The 15,670-nt window shown below is 63.6% G+C and carries 15 protein-coding genes; 13 read left to right on the top strand and 2 right to left on the bottom strand.

The features are described from left to right. The first annotated feature begins 15 nt into the window (after window positions 1–15). The 6 genes from ACX4ZE_RS10110 (at window position 16) to ACX4ZE_RS10085 (ending at window position 7,416) form a co-directional block, all read left to right on the top strand. The gene (locus tag ACX4ZE_RS10110) at window positions 16–1,506 is read left to right on the top strand and encodes a flavin-containing monooxygenase (RefSeq protein ID WP_480273090.1); all 1,491 of its coding nucleotides are present in this window, start codon (window positions 16–18) and stop codon (window positions 1,504–1,506) included. Between the two features lie 182 nt (window positions 1,507–1,688). Continuing rightward, window positions 1,689–2,057, top strand: coding sequence for a preprotein translocase subunit YajC (gene yajC / locus ACX4ZE_RS10105; protein ID WP_480273089.1), 369 nt, complete (start codon window positions 1,689–1,691; stop codon window positions 2,055–2,057). A gap of 124 nt (window positions 2,058–2,181) precedes the next feature. Next, the gene (secD, locus tag ACX4ZE_RS10100; RefSeq protein WP_480273088.1) at window positions 2,182–3,864 is read left to right on the top strand and encodes a protein translocase subunit SecD; all 1,683 of its coding nucleotides are present in this window, start codon (window positions 2,182–2,184) and stop codon (window positions 3,862–3,864) included. A 7-nt stretch (window positions 3,865–3,871) separates the two neighbouring features. Next, a complete protein-coding gene (secF, locus tag ACX4ZE_RS10095) occupies window positions 3,872–5,065 on the top strand; it encodes a protein translocase subunit SecF (protein WP_480273087.1) in 1,194 nt (397 codons plus the stop codon). A gap of 19 nt (window positions 5,066–5,084) precedes the next feature. Continuing rightward, window positions 5,085–6,806, top strand: a complete 1,722-nt coding sequence (locus ACX4ZE_RS10090; RefSeq protein ID WP_480273086.1) for an ABC transporter substrate-binding protein — start codon at window positions 5,085–5,087, stop codon at window positions 6,804–6,806. Window positions 6,807–6,843: 37 nt separating this feature from the next. Next, the gene (locus tag ACX4ZE_RS10085) at window positions 6,844–7,416 is read left to right on the top strand and encodes an adenine phosphoribosyltransferase (protein WP_480273085.1); all 573 of its coding nucleotides are present in this window, start codon (window positions 6,844–6,846) and stop codon (window positions 7,414–7,416) included. Between the two features lie 322 nt (window positions 7,417–7,738). Here ACX4ZE_RS10085 and ACX4ZE_RS10080 read toward each other — a convergent pair whose 3' ends face one another. Further along, entirely contained in the window at window positions 7,739–8,071 is a 333-nt protein-coding gene (locus tag ACX4ZE_RS10080; protein ID WP_480273084.1) for a YnfA family protein, read from the bottom strand. A 294-nt stretch (window positions 8,072–8,365) separates the two neighbouring features. On the opposite strand from ACX4ZE_RS10080, the gene ACX4ZE_RS10075 reads away from it, so the two are divergent. Next, window positions 8,366–10,774, top strand: a complete 2,409-nt coding sequence (locus tag ACX4ZE_RS10075; protein ID WP_480273083.1) for a RelA/SpoT family protein — start codon at window positions 8,366–8,368, stop codon at window positions 10,772–10,774. A gap of 230 nt (window positions 10,775–11,004) precedes the next feature. Here the strand turns inward: ACX4ZE_RS10075 and ACX4ZE_RS10070 are convergent, their stop codons facing one another. Beyond that, window positions 11,005–11,385, bottom strand: a complete 381-nt coding sequence (locus tag ACX4ZE_RS10070; RefSeq protein WP_480273082.1) for a hypothetical protein — start codon at window positions 11,383–11,385, stop codon at window positions 11,005–11,007. An 88-nt stretch (window positions 11,386–11,473) separates the two neighbouring features. On the opposite strand from ACX4ZE_RS10070, the gene ACX4ZE_RS10065 reads away from it, so the two are divergent. The 6 genes from ACX4ZE_RS10065 (at window position 11,474) to ACX4ZE_RS10040 (ending at window position 15,650) form a co-directional block, all read left to right on the top strand. Beyond that, the gene (locus ACX4ZE_RS10065) at window positions 11,474–12,463 is read left to right on the top strand and encodes a DUF8176 domain-containing protein (protein ID WP_480273081.1); all 990 of its coding nucleotides are present in this window, start codon (window positions 11,474–11,476) and stop codon (window positions 12,461–12,463) included. Between the two features lie 14 nt (window positions 12,464–12,477). Next, window positions 12,478–13,353 (top strand): MinD/ParA family ATP-binding protein, encoded by an 876-nt coding sequence (locus ACX4ZE_RS10060; protein WP_480273080.1) that lies wholly within the window; start codon window positions 12,478–12,480, stop codon window positions 13,351–13,353. Beyond that, a complete protein-coding gene (locus tag ACX4ZE_RS10055) occupies window positions 13,350–14,012 on the top strand; it encodes a DUF6668 family protein (RefSeq protein ID WP_480273079.1) in 663 nt (220 codons plus the stop codon). Before ACX4ZE_RS10060 ends, ACX4ZE_RS10055 begins: the two co-directional genes overlap by 4 nt. 51 nt (window positions 14,013–14,063) lie before the next feature. After that, window positions 14,064–14,360 (top strand): hypothetical protein, encoded by a 297-nt coding sequence (locus ACX4ZE_RS10050; protein WP_480273078.1) that lies wholly within the window; start codon window positions 14,064–14,066, stop codon window positions 14,358–14,360. An 8-nt stretch (window positions 14,361–14,368) separates the two neighbouring features. Further along, complete coding sequence (locus ACX4ZE_RS10045; protein WP_480273077.1) at window positions 14,369–14,644, top strand: hypothetical protein; 276 nt, start codon at window positions 14,369–14,371, stop codon at window positions 14,642–14,644. 193 nt (window positions 14,645–14,837) lie between these two features. After that, on the top strand, window positions 14,838–15,650 hold the full coding sequence (locus ACX4ZE_RS10040) for a DUF8175 domain-containg protein (protein WP_480273076.1): 813 nt from the start codon (window positions 14,838–14,840) through the stop codon (window positions 15,648–15,650). Window positions 15,651–15,670: the final 20 nt, after the last annotated feature.

Genomic DNA, 15,670 nt, shown 5'->3' with positions numbered 1-15,670 from the left:
AGCGGGAGGTTCGACGTGGCACCTCAGTACGACGCGGTGGTGGTCGGTGCGGGATTCGGTGGTATGGGGGCGGGAATCCAGCTCGATCGCCTCGGGTTGAGCAATTACGTCATTCTCGAGCGCGAGGATGACCTCGGCGGTACATGGCATGTCAATCGTTACCCCGGTCTTGCGGTCGACATCGCCTCGGTCACCTACTCGTATTCATTCGAGCCCAATCCACGCTGGTCGCGGCTGTTCGCGCCCGGTGAGGAGTTGAAGAAATACGCAGAGCACGTGGCCGACAAATACGGACTACGTCGTCGAATGCGCTTCGATACCGTTGTCGAGGGAGCGCGCTGGGACGAGGATCGCGGACACTGGGAGGTTTCGATCGTGGGCGGGGAAACGATCACCGGACGTTACTTGCTCACCGCGACGGGATTTCTGTCACAGCCCTACACTCCGTCGTTCCCTGGCATCGACACCTTCGCAGGCGAGATCATCCACACCGCTGCGTGGAAGGATGACATCGACCTCACCGGTCGCGCTGCTGCGATCATCGGTACCGGCGCCACCGCCGTTCAGCTGATTCCGGAGGTAGCCAAGAAAGCTCGCTCACTCACTGTTTTCCAACGCACGCCGATTTGGGTGGTGCCGAAGATCGACACCGAGATCCCCGTGCCGGTGCGTAGTCTGTTCGAGCGCGTCCCGTTTACACAGCAGGTCGCACGGCTGGTCAACACCAGCTTGCTCGAGGCGCTGATGGTGGTGGGCGTGCTGCATTTCAAGCAGGTCAGGCTGATGAACAAGGGTGTGGGCGTACTGGCCAAGGCGCATTTGCGGGCCTCGGTACGCGACCAGGAAACGCGAAGGAAACTCACCCCACATTACGATTTCGGGTGCAAGCGACCCACCTTCTCCAATCACTACTTCGCAACATTCAACCAGTCGCATGTGCGACTGGAGACGAATTCGATCGACCACATCGAGCCGGACGGGATCGTCACCACCGATGGGCACAGGACCGAGATCGACACACTGATCCTGGCCACCGGTTTCAATCTGTGGGACGTGAACTTTCCGGCCATCGAGATCATCGGTCGAGACGGGGTGGATCTCGGAGAATTCTGGCGGGGAGATCGTTTTCAAGCCTATGAGGGCATCACGATACCGAAGTTTCCCAACCTCCTCAGCCTCAACAGCCCGTATTCCTATAGCGGCCTGTCCTACTTCACCACCGTCGAGACGCAGATGAAGCACATGGACAGGTTGTTCGGTGAGCTACGGCACCGCGGCGCGACCATCTTCGAGGTCACCGAGCGGGCTAACGCCGAGTTTCTGAACAGGGTCACGGCCAAGCTCGGTTCCTCGGTCTTCTACCGAGGTGACTGTGCCGCCGCGCACAGTTATTACTTCAATCAGCACGGCGAGGCCGCACTGTTGCGACCTACCAGTACTCTCAACGCGCACCGCGAAGCGGTCAGCTTCCCAGTGGACGACTACGTTTACCGCAAGATTGCTTGATCTGCACCGCGATACCGCCTCGTCTCCGGGCTCCGACCGGAGCGTGTTCCGTCGGCTTGTAGCAGGTGCCGAGCAGATCGCGCACGCCAAGCGGGTGTGCGGATGTGTCGGCCGCGCAGCGAACTGGCAGACTATGTGGGTACTGCTCATCCCACCCACGACACTAGGGACTGACTTCGACGATGGAACTGTTGTTTCCACTGCTACTGGTAGCCCTGCTTGTGCCGATGTTCCTCGGTGTCCGCCGTCAGAAGCGGGAAGCCGAGAAGATCGCGAACATGCAGGACACCCTGAAGGTCGGCGATCAGGTCATCACCACATCGGGACTGTACGGCACTGTGGTCGACCTCGACGACACCACCGTCGACCTCGAGATCGCCGAGGACGTGGTCACCACGTGGTTGCGCCGGGCTATCCACGAGGTGCGCGCCGACGATTCGGTGAGTACCGAGGAGACCGGTACATCCGATCCAGGCTCCGGTGATTCGAGCGTGACGGAGTCCATCGAGGAAACCGCCGAGCAGACCGAGACCCGGCTGACCAAGGACTGAAGTTTCTCCGGTCGCGCTCTCTACGCTAGAGGTCGCAGCGACGGTCATCCGTCCGCGCGCCTGGCGCTGGTGGGGCACGCCCGCCTGTTCCTCATTCGTTTTCCCGTCTAGGAGATGAAGTACTGTGCCACCTTCTCAGGGATCGGCGCATCCGCTGCGGCTGCTCGGTGTCTACACCGCGCTCGTGGCCGTGGTCTACGCGCTGGTGTTCTTCGCCGGTGACAAATTGCCGACCCCCAAACTCGGCATCGACCTGCAGGGTGGTACCCGGGTCACGCTGTCCCCGCGCACACCGGACGGCAGCGCGCCGAGCCGGGACAGCCTGCAGAAGGCGCAGGACATCATCGAGAACCGGGTCAATGGACTCGGAGTATCCGGCTCCGAGGTCGTCATCGACGGCAGCAACCTGGTGATCACCGTGCCCGGTGAAGACGGGCAGCAGGCCCGTGCACTGGCGACGACAGCGAAGATGTACATCCGCCCGGTGTTGCAGAGCATGCCTACCGCGAGCGGCGGCACCGCACCGCAGCCGCCGCCCGCACCGCAGCCGCCGCCCGCCGCGGAGCCGGGACCGGCCGCAGAGCCCACGCCCGCCGTGCAGCCGGAGACCCCGCAGGCCACACCTGCCCCACAGCAGCGGGTATTCCCCGCGCAAGCACCGGCCCAGCCGTCGGCTGAACCGAACTTGACGCCCACCGAGGAAGCGGCCAAGGAGATCCAGGCGGCCAAAGCGACGAGGCAGAGCACGGATCCGGCGGTGCAGCGGGCCGCGATGGCCGCACTGGACTGTAGAAAACCTGATCCGCTCGCAGGCAACGACGATCCGAATCTTCCGCTGGTGACCTGCTCGACCGACGGCACCCAGGTCTTTCTGCTGGACAAGAGCCGCATCGATGGCCAAGAGATCAAGGATGCCAGTTCGGGCTGGGACCAGCAGCAGGCTAGGCATGAGGTCTATCTGGAGTTCAAGTCCGGCGGCAGCAGTGCCTGGGCAACGCTCACTGGTGAGTACATCGGCAAGCAGGTCGCCTTCGTGCTCGACTCCCAGGTAGTCAGTGCACCGGTCGTGGAGAGCGGCCCGCAGTACGGCGGGAGCACCCGCATCACGGGCAACTTCAATACGGCGTCGGCGAAGGAGCTGGCGAACACCCTGAAGTACGGCTCGCTGCCGCTGTCGTTCGAGACCTCCGAGGCGGAGACAGTGTCGGCGACTCTCGGCCTGGCTTCGCTGCGCGCGGGTCTGCTCGCCGGTGCGATAGGCCTGGCGGTGGTGCTGCTCTACTGCCTGGCCTATTACCGCATGCTCGGGTTCATCACCGGTCTGTCCCTGGTGGCCTCCGGAGTCGCAGTCTATGGCATCATAGTGCTGCTCGGGCGTTGGATCGGCTTCACTCTCGACCTCGCGGGCATCGCAGGCCTGATCATCGGCATCGGCATGACCGCCGACTCGTTCGTGGTGTTCTTCGAACGCATCAAAGACGAGATGAGGGAAGGCCGCAGCTTCCGGTCCTCCGTGCCGCGCGGTTGGCAGCGCGCCCGTCGCACTATCCTGTCCGGCAATGCGGTCAGTTTCATTGCTGCGGCCGTGCTCTATAACTTGGCTGTCGGCCAGGTGAAAGGCTTCGCGTTCACCCTCGGTCTCACCACCATCCTCGATGTCGTCGTGGTGTTCCTGGTGACCTCACCGCTGGTGCTACTCGCCTCTCGGACGGAGTTCTGGTCCAAGCCGGCGGTGAACGGCCTCGGTGCGATCCAGCAGATCGCCCGCGAGCGGAAGGCGGCCGAAGCTGCCCTCGGGAAGGCATGAAGACGCGATGACCAACAGCTACACCACCTCGCTAGACAAGGTGGCCCCGGACGACAGCGCCACATCGAGCGCCGAACCACAACCGGTCCGGCACGGGTTCCTCAATCGCCTCTACACCGGTACCGGCGCCGTGAACGTCATCGGCAAACGCCGGATGTGGTACGGCATCACTGCCGTGATCGTACTGGCCGCACTGGGTAGCATGCTCGTGCGCGGTTTCGATTTCGGCATCGACTTCGAAGGCGGCACGCGCGTTCAGTTCCCGACCGGGGATGCGACAGTCAGCAAGGTCGAGGATGTCTACCGAGGTGCTATCGGCACCGATCCGGTTTCGGTGCAGACCGTCGGCACCGGCGGCTCGTCCACCATCCTGATCCGGTCGGAAGCACTGGACCAGAAGCAGGTGGAGGCGCTCAGTACCGCGCTGTTCGCCGCGTTCCAGCCGAAGGACGGCAACGGCAACCCGAGCTCGAACGCGATCAGTACCTCCGATGTCAGTGAGACCTGGGGTGGTCAGGTCACCGATAAAGCGCTCCTCGCGCTCGCGGTGTTCCTCGCGCTCGTAGCGCTCTACATAGCCATCCGTTTCGAATCACATATGGCCATCGCCGCGCTCGCCGCGCTCGGCTTCGACCTCACCGTTACCGCGGGTGTGTACTCTATGGTCGGCTTCGAGGTCAGCCCGGCGACGGTGATCGGTATGTTGACCATCCTCGGCTTCTCGCTCTATGACACGGTCGTGGTATTCGACAAGGTGGAGGAGAACACTCGAGGTATTCTGCATCTGACTCGACGCACCTATGGTGAGCAGGCCAATCTCGCAGTGAACCAGACGTTCATGCGCTCGATCAACACCTCGTTGATCGGTATCCTGCCGATCCTCGGCCTGATGGTGATCGCAGTTTGGATGTTGGGTGTCGGCACTCTCAAGGACTTGGCACTGGTTCAGCTGGTCGGTCTGCTGGTCGGTACGTACTCCTCGATCTTCTTCGCGACCCCGTTGCTGGTGTCGATCAAAGAGCGCTGGGGGCCCGTGGCGGCGCATACCAAGAAGGTTATGGCCAAGCGGGCCGGCGCGGCTGAGCGTGGGGCGAAGGCGGTGAGGCCGGACCTCGGTACTGTGCCGGACAGGCAGCAGATGGTGCGGGCACCACGGCCGGGTGTGCGACCGAGCGGAAAACGACACAAGAGGCGGCACTGACCACGAAACAGGGGGTTATATGCGACAGCCACGTACGGTGATACGACTGATCGGAGCGTTTGTCGCGGCGATCTCGACCGCCGGGCTGGTGGTCGGTTGCTCCAGTAAGAGCCAGGTGCCGTCCATCGGCTATGCGACTGACGCCACCATCACCACCTACAACGGTGGTAGTACGCTCGGGGCTGTTTCCGGATCTGCTGCAGTGTTCTCCCGGGTGCTCACCGGATTCTTCTATACGGGTCCGGACGGCCAGCAGATCGCCGACACCGATCTGGGCACCGCCAAGGAAGTACCCGGCGAATCGCAGACCATCCAGTACCGGCTCAATCCCGCTGGTGTGTACTCCGACGGAGTGCCGACCTCCTGCGATGACTTGGTTTTGGCGTGGGCCGCCCGCAGCGGGCAGTTCACCGAGCCCAGTGACCACGGGCCTACTCCGCTTTTCGATGCCGCGAGCACTGTTGGCTACGAGGATATCGAGCGCATCGACTGTCAGCCCGGCTCGCGGGACGCCATGGTGGTGTTCCGTCCGGGCCGGAACTATTTCGCCTGGCGTACCCTATTCGCCGCGGGGGAGTTGATGCCCGCGCATATCGCGGCTCAGGTGGCGAATGTGCCCGACGTGGTATCGGCAGTGCGGGCCCGTGATCTCGACGCCATCCGCAGACTCGCGGAGTTCTGGAACACCGGTTGGACCATCCCGGCCGACGGCAGGATGGATTTGTCCCGGTTCCCTTCTTCGGGGCCTTACCGCATCGAGTCTTTCAGTAAGGAAGACGGGTTGGTGTTGGTCGCCAATAGCCGCTGGTGGGGCAACAAGCCGGAAACCGGACGTATCGTAGTGTGGCCCAAGACTTCCGATGTGCGACAGAGAGTCGAGGAAAATGCTGTCAATGTGGTCGATATCGGTGCGGATTCGGTGAAAAACCTGGATCTGAAAGGTTTTTCTGTGCATACCCAACCCGGACGGGGTGTCGAGCAGCTGGTGTTGTCGACCAGCGGGGTGTTCGCTACGCGCGAGGCGCGCCAGGCATTCGCGTTGTGTCTGCCGCGTCAGGCATTGTTCGACGAACTCGGCAAGGTACCGGATGCGCCGAAGACCGGACTGGGCTCCGGCCCGCTGAACGCGCATATCGTCCAGCAGGATTCGTTGCTGTACCCGGCGGTTATCGGTGCGGCGAAAAAGTACTCCGGTGATGACGCGACAAATGCGGCCAGGGCGGTTGCCGCCTCCGGCGTGTCGAGTCCGACGGTTCGCATCGGCTACCTGGCTCCGGACAACCGTCGTGCGCGGACCGTCGCGATGATCGCCGATGCCTGTCGGCCGGTGGGTATCTCCGTAGTGGATGCCGGCTCGCCCGATTTCGCTCCTGCTCAACTCACCGAAGGCACAGTGGACGCGATTCTGGGGAGCACTGCCTCGGCGTCGGGCCCAGCGGGCTCGGTCGGTGCGGTAGTCGCGATCAGCGCGTTGCGCACCGGTAGTGGACTCAATGCCGGGCGATTCGATAATCGCCGGTACGATGCGATCACCAATCAGCTCGCGGTCGATGACGACTCGGCTACACAGCTGACTCTGCTCACTGAGGCAGAGAATATGCTGTGGACCCAGCTGCCGAGCATCCCCTTGTTCGCCACCCCCCGCACAATCGCTTTCGGGGCAGGGCTGCACAACGGGATCCCCGCCCCCAGCCGGGCCGGGACGGGCTGGAATATGGACCGGTGGGTGCTGCAGCGGTGACAGACGGTGTGGGTGATGTGATGAGGGAGATGTGTCGATGAGTAAGCATGCGGCAATCGAATCCGCGGACGCAGTCGCGGAACGAGCTGCCAAGGCCGCCGAGGCGGTCGATCGGTTGACCCGTTGGAACGACGACTTCCCCGTGCCTGGAGTGCGTTTCGCGGATCTGACGCCGGTTTTCGCCGATGCCGATGGCTTCCGTGCCGTGGTCGATTCCTTGGCTGAGTGTGCACCTGACGCCGATCTGGTGGCCGGAGTCGATGCCAGGGGCTTCTTGCTCGGAGCTGGCGTCGCCGCGACTCTCGGCACCGGGGTGCTCGCCGTTCGAAAGGCGGGCAAGCTCCCGCCTCCCGTGCTAAGCCGGAAATTCGAACTCGAATACGGCACCGCCGCATTGGAGATCCCCGCGGATGGTATCGAGCTGCGGGGTCGTCGTGTTCTGCTGTTGGATGATGTGCTCGCCACCGGCGGCACCATCGCTGCCGCCGCCGAACTGTTCGAGCAGGCAGGTACGGAGATCGCTGCCGTAGCAGTGGTGTTGGAACTCACCTTCCTCGAAGGACGCGCCAAGCAGGGGGACTATCCGCTGACCTCGATCGTGCAGGTCTGATCCCGCGTGGAGCCGATCATCCGGGTAGGATGTCGAGGCAATTCCTACGTGGTTCAGGGTCGGTCCTGACACTGTGGTCCTGATGATCCGAAATATCACGGGTCAGAAATGCTACGGACGCTTCTGCCAATATTGTACTTAGTACGGGATTTCCCTATCTTCGCTGATCGAGAGCCATGCCGTTGCTCTTGTGCGGTAGTCGCTCCAGCGGCCCGTCCTCGCGCGCCGTGTGTTCGCCGCAACCTCTGGGAGCTGATATGACCACTTTGTCTATTTCTGAGCGGCGGTTTCATCGACCGAACGAACGCCGACGGCACACCGGTCAGCGACGTGGCGCATACATGATGAGGGCGACACCGATGAGGCAGATCGTCGCGCCGAGGTAGTCCCAGCGGTCAGGATGGAACTTGTCCACAAGCATGCCCCATGCCAGTGAGCCCGCGACGAAGATACCGCCGTAGGCAGCGAGAACACGCCCGAAGTTCGGGTCCGGTTGAAAGGTGGCGACGAAGCCGTAGGCGCCGAGAGCGAGAACACCCGCGGCGATCCAGATGAGGCCACGTTGCTCGCGCCAGCCCTGCCACACCAGCCAAGCGCCGCCGATTTCGGCGAGTGCGGCGAGCGTGAACAGGAGCAGCGATCGGATGACCGTCATAGCGGCAACGATACGTACCCGGCAGCCGTCGCACGGTGCTAGCTCCGGGTAGTGTCGCGTTCTACATCGACTGGCCAGGCCGGATCGCAGCAGGACGAATCCAGCGTAGGTCCTGGATGGCTCACCGGCCGAAGTTCCGCCCGATGTCCAACGCCGCCCGGCCTCGGGAGCCCCTGGTGGGTATCGATGGCCCGCTGAGCGGACGTATGTGCCCCACCCGGACTAAAGTTGGTGGTCCGGGAGGTTGCGCCGGTCGGATAGGGTGGTCCGATCGAGGCGCGGAGAGGTGGTGACATGACTCAACATCTGGGCGAGGCGAAGGTCGAGCAATCGACATCGGGCCCGCAGACCAATGGTGCGGCCGCCACCGATGCCGCGCGGCAGGCACAGCCGTCGACGGGGGCAGACACGACGTCTGGACGACAGGCAGGTACCTCTTCGGCTGTCCCGACCTCGGCCTCGCGCCGAGTGCGTGCGCGACTGGCTCGCCGGATGACCGGTCAGCGCGGCATCCCGGCGGTCAAACCGGTATTGGAGCCGCTGGCCACCGTGCACCGCGAGTTGTATCCGAAGGCCAACCTGACGCTGTTGCAGCGTGCGTTCGATGTGGCCGACGAGCGGCACAAGCATCAGTTCCGCAAATCCGGTGACCCCTACATCACCCATCCGCTCGCCGTGGCCAATATCTTGGCCGAGCTGGGTATGGACACCACCACACTCGTGGCCGCGTTACTGCACGACACCGTGGAGGATACCGGCTACAGCCTCGAGCAGCTCACCAAGGACTTCGGCGCCGAGGTCGCGCATCTGGTCGACGGCGTAACCAAACTGGACAAGGTCAATCTGGGTGCGGCCGCAGAGGCGGAGACCATCCGCAAGATGATCATCGCTATGGCACGCGATCCGCGCGTACTGGTGATCAAGGTGGCCGATCGGCTGCACAATATGCGCACCATGCGTTTCCTCCCGCCGGAGAAGCAGGCCAAGAAGGCCAAGGAGACGTTGGAGGTCATTGCGCCCCTTGCCCATCGTCTCGGTATGGCGACAGTGAAATGGGAGCTGGAGGACCTCGCTTTCGCTATCCTGCACCCGAAGAAATACGACGAGATCGTCCGGTTGGTAGCTGATCGCGCGCCTTCCCGCGACACCTACCTGGCGAAGGTGCGGGCCGAGATCGTCAACACGCTGGCCGCCTCGCGGATCAATGCGATCGTCGAGGGTCGCCCGAAGCACTATTGGTCGATTTACCAGAAGATGATCGTCAAGGGCAAGGATTTCGACGACATCCACGATCTGGTCGGTATTCGCATCCTGTGCGACGAGGTGCGTGACTGTTATGCGGCTGTCGGTGTAGTGCACTCGCTGTGGCAGCCGATGGCGGGTCGGTTCAAGGACTACATCGCCCAGCCGCGTTACGGCGTCTACCAGTCGCTGCACACCACCGTGGTCGGGCCGGACGGAAAGCCTCTGGAGGTGCAGATCCGTACCCAGGACATGCACCGCACCGCTGAGTTCGGCATCGCGGCGCACTGGCGTTACAAAGAGACCCGAGGCAAGCACTCCAATGACACCGCCGAGGTCGATGACATGGCCTGGATGCGCCAGTTGCTGGACTGGCAGCGCGAGGCCGCCGACCCGACGGAGTTTCTGGAATCGCTGCGCTTCGATCTGAAGTCGCCGGAGATTTTCGTGTTCACGCCGAAAGGTGATGTGATCACCTTGCCGCAGAAATCCACACCGGTCGACTTCGCCTACGCCGTACACACCGAGGTCGGCCATCGCTGCATCGGTGCCAGGGTGAACGGTCGACTGGTCGCGCTGGAGCGGCAGCTGGAGAACGGTGAAGTCGTCGAGGTGTTCACCTCGAAGGCGCAGAATGCCGGGCCCAGTCGCGATTGGCAGAACTTCGTGGTGTCCCCCCGAGCAAAGGCGAAGATTCGCCAGTGGTTCGCCAAAGAACGGCGCGAAGAGGCTCTGGAAAACGGTAAAGAGCAGATTTCCAAAGAGGTGCGCCGCGTCGGGCTGCCTCTGCAGCGGTTGATGAGCGTCGACGCGATGAGCGCGGTCGCGCAGGAATTGCACTACACCGACATTTCTATGCTCTATACCGCGGTCGGTGAGCATCAGGTCTCCGCGCACCATGTGGTGCAGCGATTGATGGCCCAGCTCGGCGGTATCGGCGACGTGGAAAACGAGCTCGCCGAGCGCTCCACGCCTTCGACGACGCCGAGTAGGCAGCGGGTAACCGGTGATGCCGGGGTGTTGGTCCCCGGTGCTCCCGGTACGGTTGCCAAACTGGCCAAATGCTGTACCCCGGTACCCGGTGACGAGATCATGGGCTTCGTGACCCGAGGTGGCGCGGTGAGCGTGCACCGCACGGACTGCACCAACGCCGGTTCGCTGCGTGAGCAGGCCGAACGGATCATCGAGATCTCCTGGGCGCCGTCGCCGTCCTCGGTGTTCCTGGTGGCCATCCAGATCGAGGCACTGGATCGCACCAGGTTGTTGTCCGACGTGACCAAAGTGCTGGCCGATGAGAAGGTGAACATATTGTCCGCGTCGGTGGCCACGCACGGTGATCGGGTGGCGATCAGCAAGTTCACTTTCGAGATGGGTGATCCGAAACATCTGGGGCACTTGCTGAATGTGGTGCGCAATGTGGAGGGCGTCTACGACGTCTATCGCGTCACCTCGGCGGCTTGACAGGTTCGGCTTCTTCTTGTGTGGTAGCCGCTGATCAACTGGTCTGTCATAGCCGTGGTGCCCGATGATCGGCATCTGGCCGCTGCTCGGGGCGAGCTATTGGAAACTTACCGAATTCTCTCTGGTAAGGAGCCATGGCATGTCGCATACTGAACGGTGTTTCATGGAAGTCTTTCGCTGATACGGCGACGATAGCTGGAATCTGTTACGGTCTATTGCGTTTCATGGCGTTAGTGGTTACGGTGAGCGACTTGATTGCGGATCGCTATGATGAGTAGCACGGCACGACCCTCGCGGATGCTGACAGCATCCGCCGTAGCCGCGTCGGTAGTTCGGTCGTTCGTGGTGAAATCGCCGAATCGGGAAGCGGTGAATCGGACAGCGAATCCGACGAATACCGCGTTCAGAATCCTTCGCGCGACCGCTGCCTTCGACGGTAATGTCGCATCTGGGGTGTTCGCGAGGCGCCTGGCCGGATTCTTCGATGACGGCCTCGGCGCGTCGTCTACGTCGAGTTCTCCCGGTACGGGACAATTTCCGGTGGGGACAGGAGCCGATGGCGCCTCATCCGGCGGCGTGACACCGATCCCGCCCACCGGCCGATCCGGCATGCCCGACACCTACCCGTTCTCCACGAATTGATCGCAGAGAGGGTCCGACGATGCGGTACTGCGTGCCCAGTTCTGCGGGAATGGGGGAATGTTGAAGTCGTACAAACAACTTTCCCGTTGGTACGGCGCCATGGAACCGGAGAACGGCGCGGCAGAGGAGGGTCGGCCGAATGAGCGGCGGCCGAATGAGCAAGGAATACAGGCGGGTTCTGTTCTTGCCGCGCAAGCAGGTGCACCGGGCCGGCATCCGGAGCATGTTCGCGACGACGACGAGCCAGAACGGCCGGGGTCGGTGGACACCCAGGTGGGCCAGGCCGCGCAGCGCAGCGAATTCCGTGGCGGCTGGTCGGATTGGGTGGTGACCGATCGCGTGCCCGGCCCCGAGGACGACCATGTCGTACCGCACGCCGATCTCGGGAAGCTGCCGTGGGCAGTCGACGAGCACGACGAGCCTATCGGTCCGCATCCGATGGTGTCGCGGGCGCTGCATCGAGACGGCGGCGCCCATCCCGTCCAGCGTCGGACCAGGGTGCTGCTCGCGGTGATCGCTGCGGTGCTGGTGCTCACAGTGGTCATGGTGTGCGTTCTGGTCTTGTTGCGCTCGGCATCCGGTCATGTGGCCGGGTCGCGGCAGTTGCTCATGCCTTCGTCGGTACAGCTCACCGCGGGTGGTGTGCAGCAGAGCGGAAATCCGCGCGGGGTAGGCGAGGATGCCTGCCCGACCGAGCATGACGGTGCGATCGTGCGCAGCGCGGAAGCGGGCGGGACGGGCTCGGGGCCGGACGCAGTGTTGTCGTTCCAATACGCGTATTACGTCGAACGTTCCGGAACGCAGGCGCGGGCGGCTGTGGCGCAGGACGCCGCCGTTCCACCCGCTTGGATCATTCAACGCGGCATCGACAAGGTCCCCGCTGGGACTACGCATTGCGTGCGGGTCGTGACGATCAGTGACAACCGGTATTCGGTGGAGGTCACCGAATACCGGCCCGGCGGTGTGCCGGCTACGTACAACAAGCAGACGGTCACCACCGCGGTGATCGACGGCCGCACTCTGATCACGGGTATCGCGGCGGGATGAGGAGAGCAGAGTCGATGGGAGAGGATTGGAGCCGCTGGCTCGACGAGACGCTCACAGATGGCGGATCATCGAGCCGGTCGGCGCGCTTCAAGGCTCCGGTGGTGCGGTTGCGGCGAGACAAAGGCGATGATTCCGGTGCTGATCATCGCGCGCGGCGTTCGATTCTGGTGGTCGGCGGATGTGGCGGCGCAGGCACCACCACGACGACACTCGGTTTGGCGGGGGAACTGGGGGCGGACGGAACGCCGACAGTAGCGGTGGACGCGACGTCTGCGGGTAGTGATCTGGCGTTGCGCGGTGCGGATGAGCATCTGCACCCGATCAGTCTGCAGTCCTGGCTGTACGGGCGTGGTGACGACGAGCCTGCGCCATTGAAGGAATGCCTGTCCCGCGCGACTTCGGGTATCGGCTTGCTCTGGCGCGACGCCGCGCCATTGCGCAGGCGCGCGACCTATCTCACGGTCGCTCGCGCGGTGCGCGATGCCGGGTACACCCCTGTCTACGACGGTGGGCACCCGATTGCCGCCCGGCAACTGCTTCCTTTGCTCGATGACGCGGATGTTGCTCTGGTGCTTACCATTCCAGCCCGCAACGATGCGGCCAACCGGCTGCGAGTCACATTGGAATGGCTCGATGACCAGTTCAGTGCCGCGGAAGGACAGGCTGACGGCATCGTCGGTGACACGACCATCGCGGTCTCACACCAGTATCCCGGTGGGGATTCTCGGGTAGCGGACCATTTGCGTGAGCACCTGTCCGGCTGGGTCCGCGATATCAGGGAGATACCCTACGATCCGCATCTGGCTCGCGGCGAGCTCGTGCGGCACACCGCGCTGGCCGAGGAGACGCGCCGGGCGTACGAGCACTTGCTCACCGAGGTGGCATCATGACCGCCGCCATGATTTTTTCGCGTCAGCCCGATCCCGCGCCCGCCGGTGTGATCGCACCGCCGGAGTCTCGCCGCGCCACCATCTGGGATCGCCCCGTGCCCGGCGTCGGTCGCGCTCCGCTGGTGTGGCTGCTCGGTGTGCACGGCGGGGCGGGAACCAGTACTCTCGCGCATGTGCTCGCGCCCGCGGCGGATTCGGGTCGCCGCTGGCCCGGCGTATTCGACCGCGAAAGTCCGTTTGTCATTCTCGTCGCGAGGGAGACCATCTCGGGCTTATCTCGCGCGCACGACCTACTCCGCCAACATCTTTCGGGATTAGCCGGTCCCTCTCACGTGGTCGGCCTGGTCACCGTCGCCGGGCGTCCCGGTCGGATGGCTCCGGAGATCCGGCGCTACCGGGACGTGGTCGGCTCGCTGGCCGGGCAGGTGTGGCAGGTGCCATGGTACGAGGAGTGGACATTGGTCGAACCGGAGCAGCTGCCGGTGTGGTCACCCGGTGGTCCGCTGCCATCCAAGAAGCGCAAGCTCGATCCACTGCGGGAAGTACCACTCGACGTCCGGGAACTCGGCGCCGACATCATCGCGGCTGTGCGGACGGCGCTACAGGAGGCTGATTTCGACCGCCAGGCACCGGATCTCGAGCGGCCGGCGAATCAATGAGTTTCCGTAGCGAACCGGCCACAACCACACCCCCTTCGAGAAAGGTACCCGATGAGCACGATTCTCCTCGCCGTGCAGGACACGTACGGCACCGTACTCGCGCAAGTCGGTAATCCGAAGCCAGAGGCGCCGCCGGGCTCGGAGAAGATTCTGCAATTGGTGCGGTATCTCACCTGGTTCGTCCTGCTGTCGGGAATCTGCGGCATTATCTACGCGGGCGGGAAATTCGCGTGGGAGAAATGGACCGGCGGTGGACTGGAATCGCCGAAGATGGTGGCGGGCGCGATGATCGGTGGCATCGTCGCCACCAGCGCGGGCACCATCATGAACGCTGTCATCGGCACCTGATGCCCACGATGAGTACCATGCGCGTGCCGGTGGTCGAGCCGCTGGCCTATAAGCGGATGCCTGCCGAGGTAATCGCCCCGTTGATGCAGTTGCTGAACTGGCTGCTGTGGTTCGTGCTGCTGGTGTGCCTGGCGTGGATGATCGTATCTGCGGGCAAGCTGTGGCTGACGTTCCGCAGTGATCTGGCCATGAACGACTCTTCGCACGGTGTGCTGATGAGTCTTTTGGGTGCCGTTGTGGCGAGTACAGCGTCGGGAATAGCTCTGGCATTCCTGCCCGAGTGAGCCATCGAAGCGAGACGGGGAATTACGCGGGTAATGATTTCTATGCACGGGCGGGCAGCGCACGCTGCCGCGGGGCGACGAGGTCTCCACTGCCCGCGGCAGGAGTTGTCGTCGCCGCGGGCCTCGACAATCCGGTCGACAGTGATCCGTACAGCACATTATCGAGCGATATCCGGGCATCGGAGGTGTCGACGTGAGTGACAAGGAGTCGTATCCGCGCGACCGCGTCTCCTTCGGCGCCGTCGCTTCCGCCGCCGTATTGGCGCTCATCGTGATCGTCGGTGTCGTGGTCTACATCGGTCGTGGGGACGAAGAGGTGCGCGATGCCCCCGTGGTCGTCGTCGGCTCCGGCGGTACCGGGTTCGCCGGCCCCGAGGTGGACATCCTCGGCAGACGTGTGGACATACCGAACAATGCCGCCGGGCAACCGCTTCCGCAGGACCCGACACGACAGCACAAGCCGACTGATCCGGACTGGCTGACTGCCGCGCCAGCGGGTACCACCGAACCGTATGGCTGGCAGCGGGTGTACGGTGCCTCCGTCCCGTTCTCCACCTCCGACGGGCCGACGCGTATCGAGGACGACTTGGCCGTCGGTTACTCTCACACCCCGCAAGGCGCGGTGCTCGCCGCGGCGCAGATCACCTATCGGCTCAACGCCCGTCCCGCCGACCGCGATCTGTACGTCCGCCAGGTACGGGTGACCGCCCAGCAGATCGCCGCGTATGACAGAGCACTGGCCGCTGACCGCCTGCCTCAACAGCAGCCGGAGAAGGTGACCCGCTACTTCGTCGCTTCCGATGCGTTCAAGGTGGACGACTATGCCGACGATCTCGCGATCATCCGCCTGGCCACGAGGGGGCCCGTGGTGGACGGCAGGCAGCTGTGGGCGGCCACGCGCTTGGTCATGGTGTGGGACGCGGGTGACTGGCGCCTGAAGCCTTCGACAACTAATAGTCCGCAGACGGAGTATCTCGAGTCGCTGACGGGGTGGACGAAGTGGTGACAACACGGACATTCGATCGT

The organism is Nocardia sp. TBRC8007, from assembly GCF_056629435.1.
The sequence above is the reverse complement of the archived record's forward strand: the minus strand, read 5'-3'. Positions and strand labels throughout refer to the sequence as shown.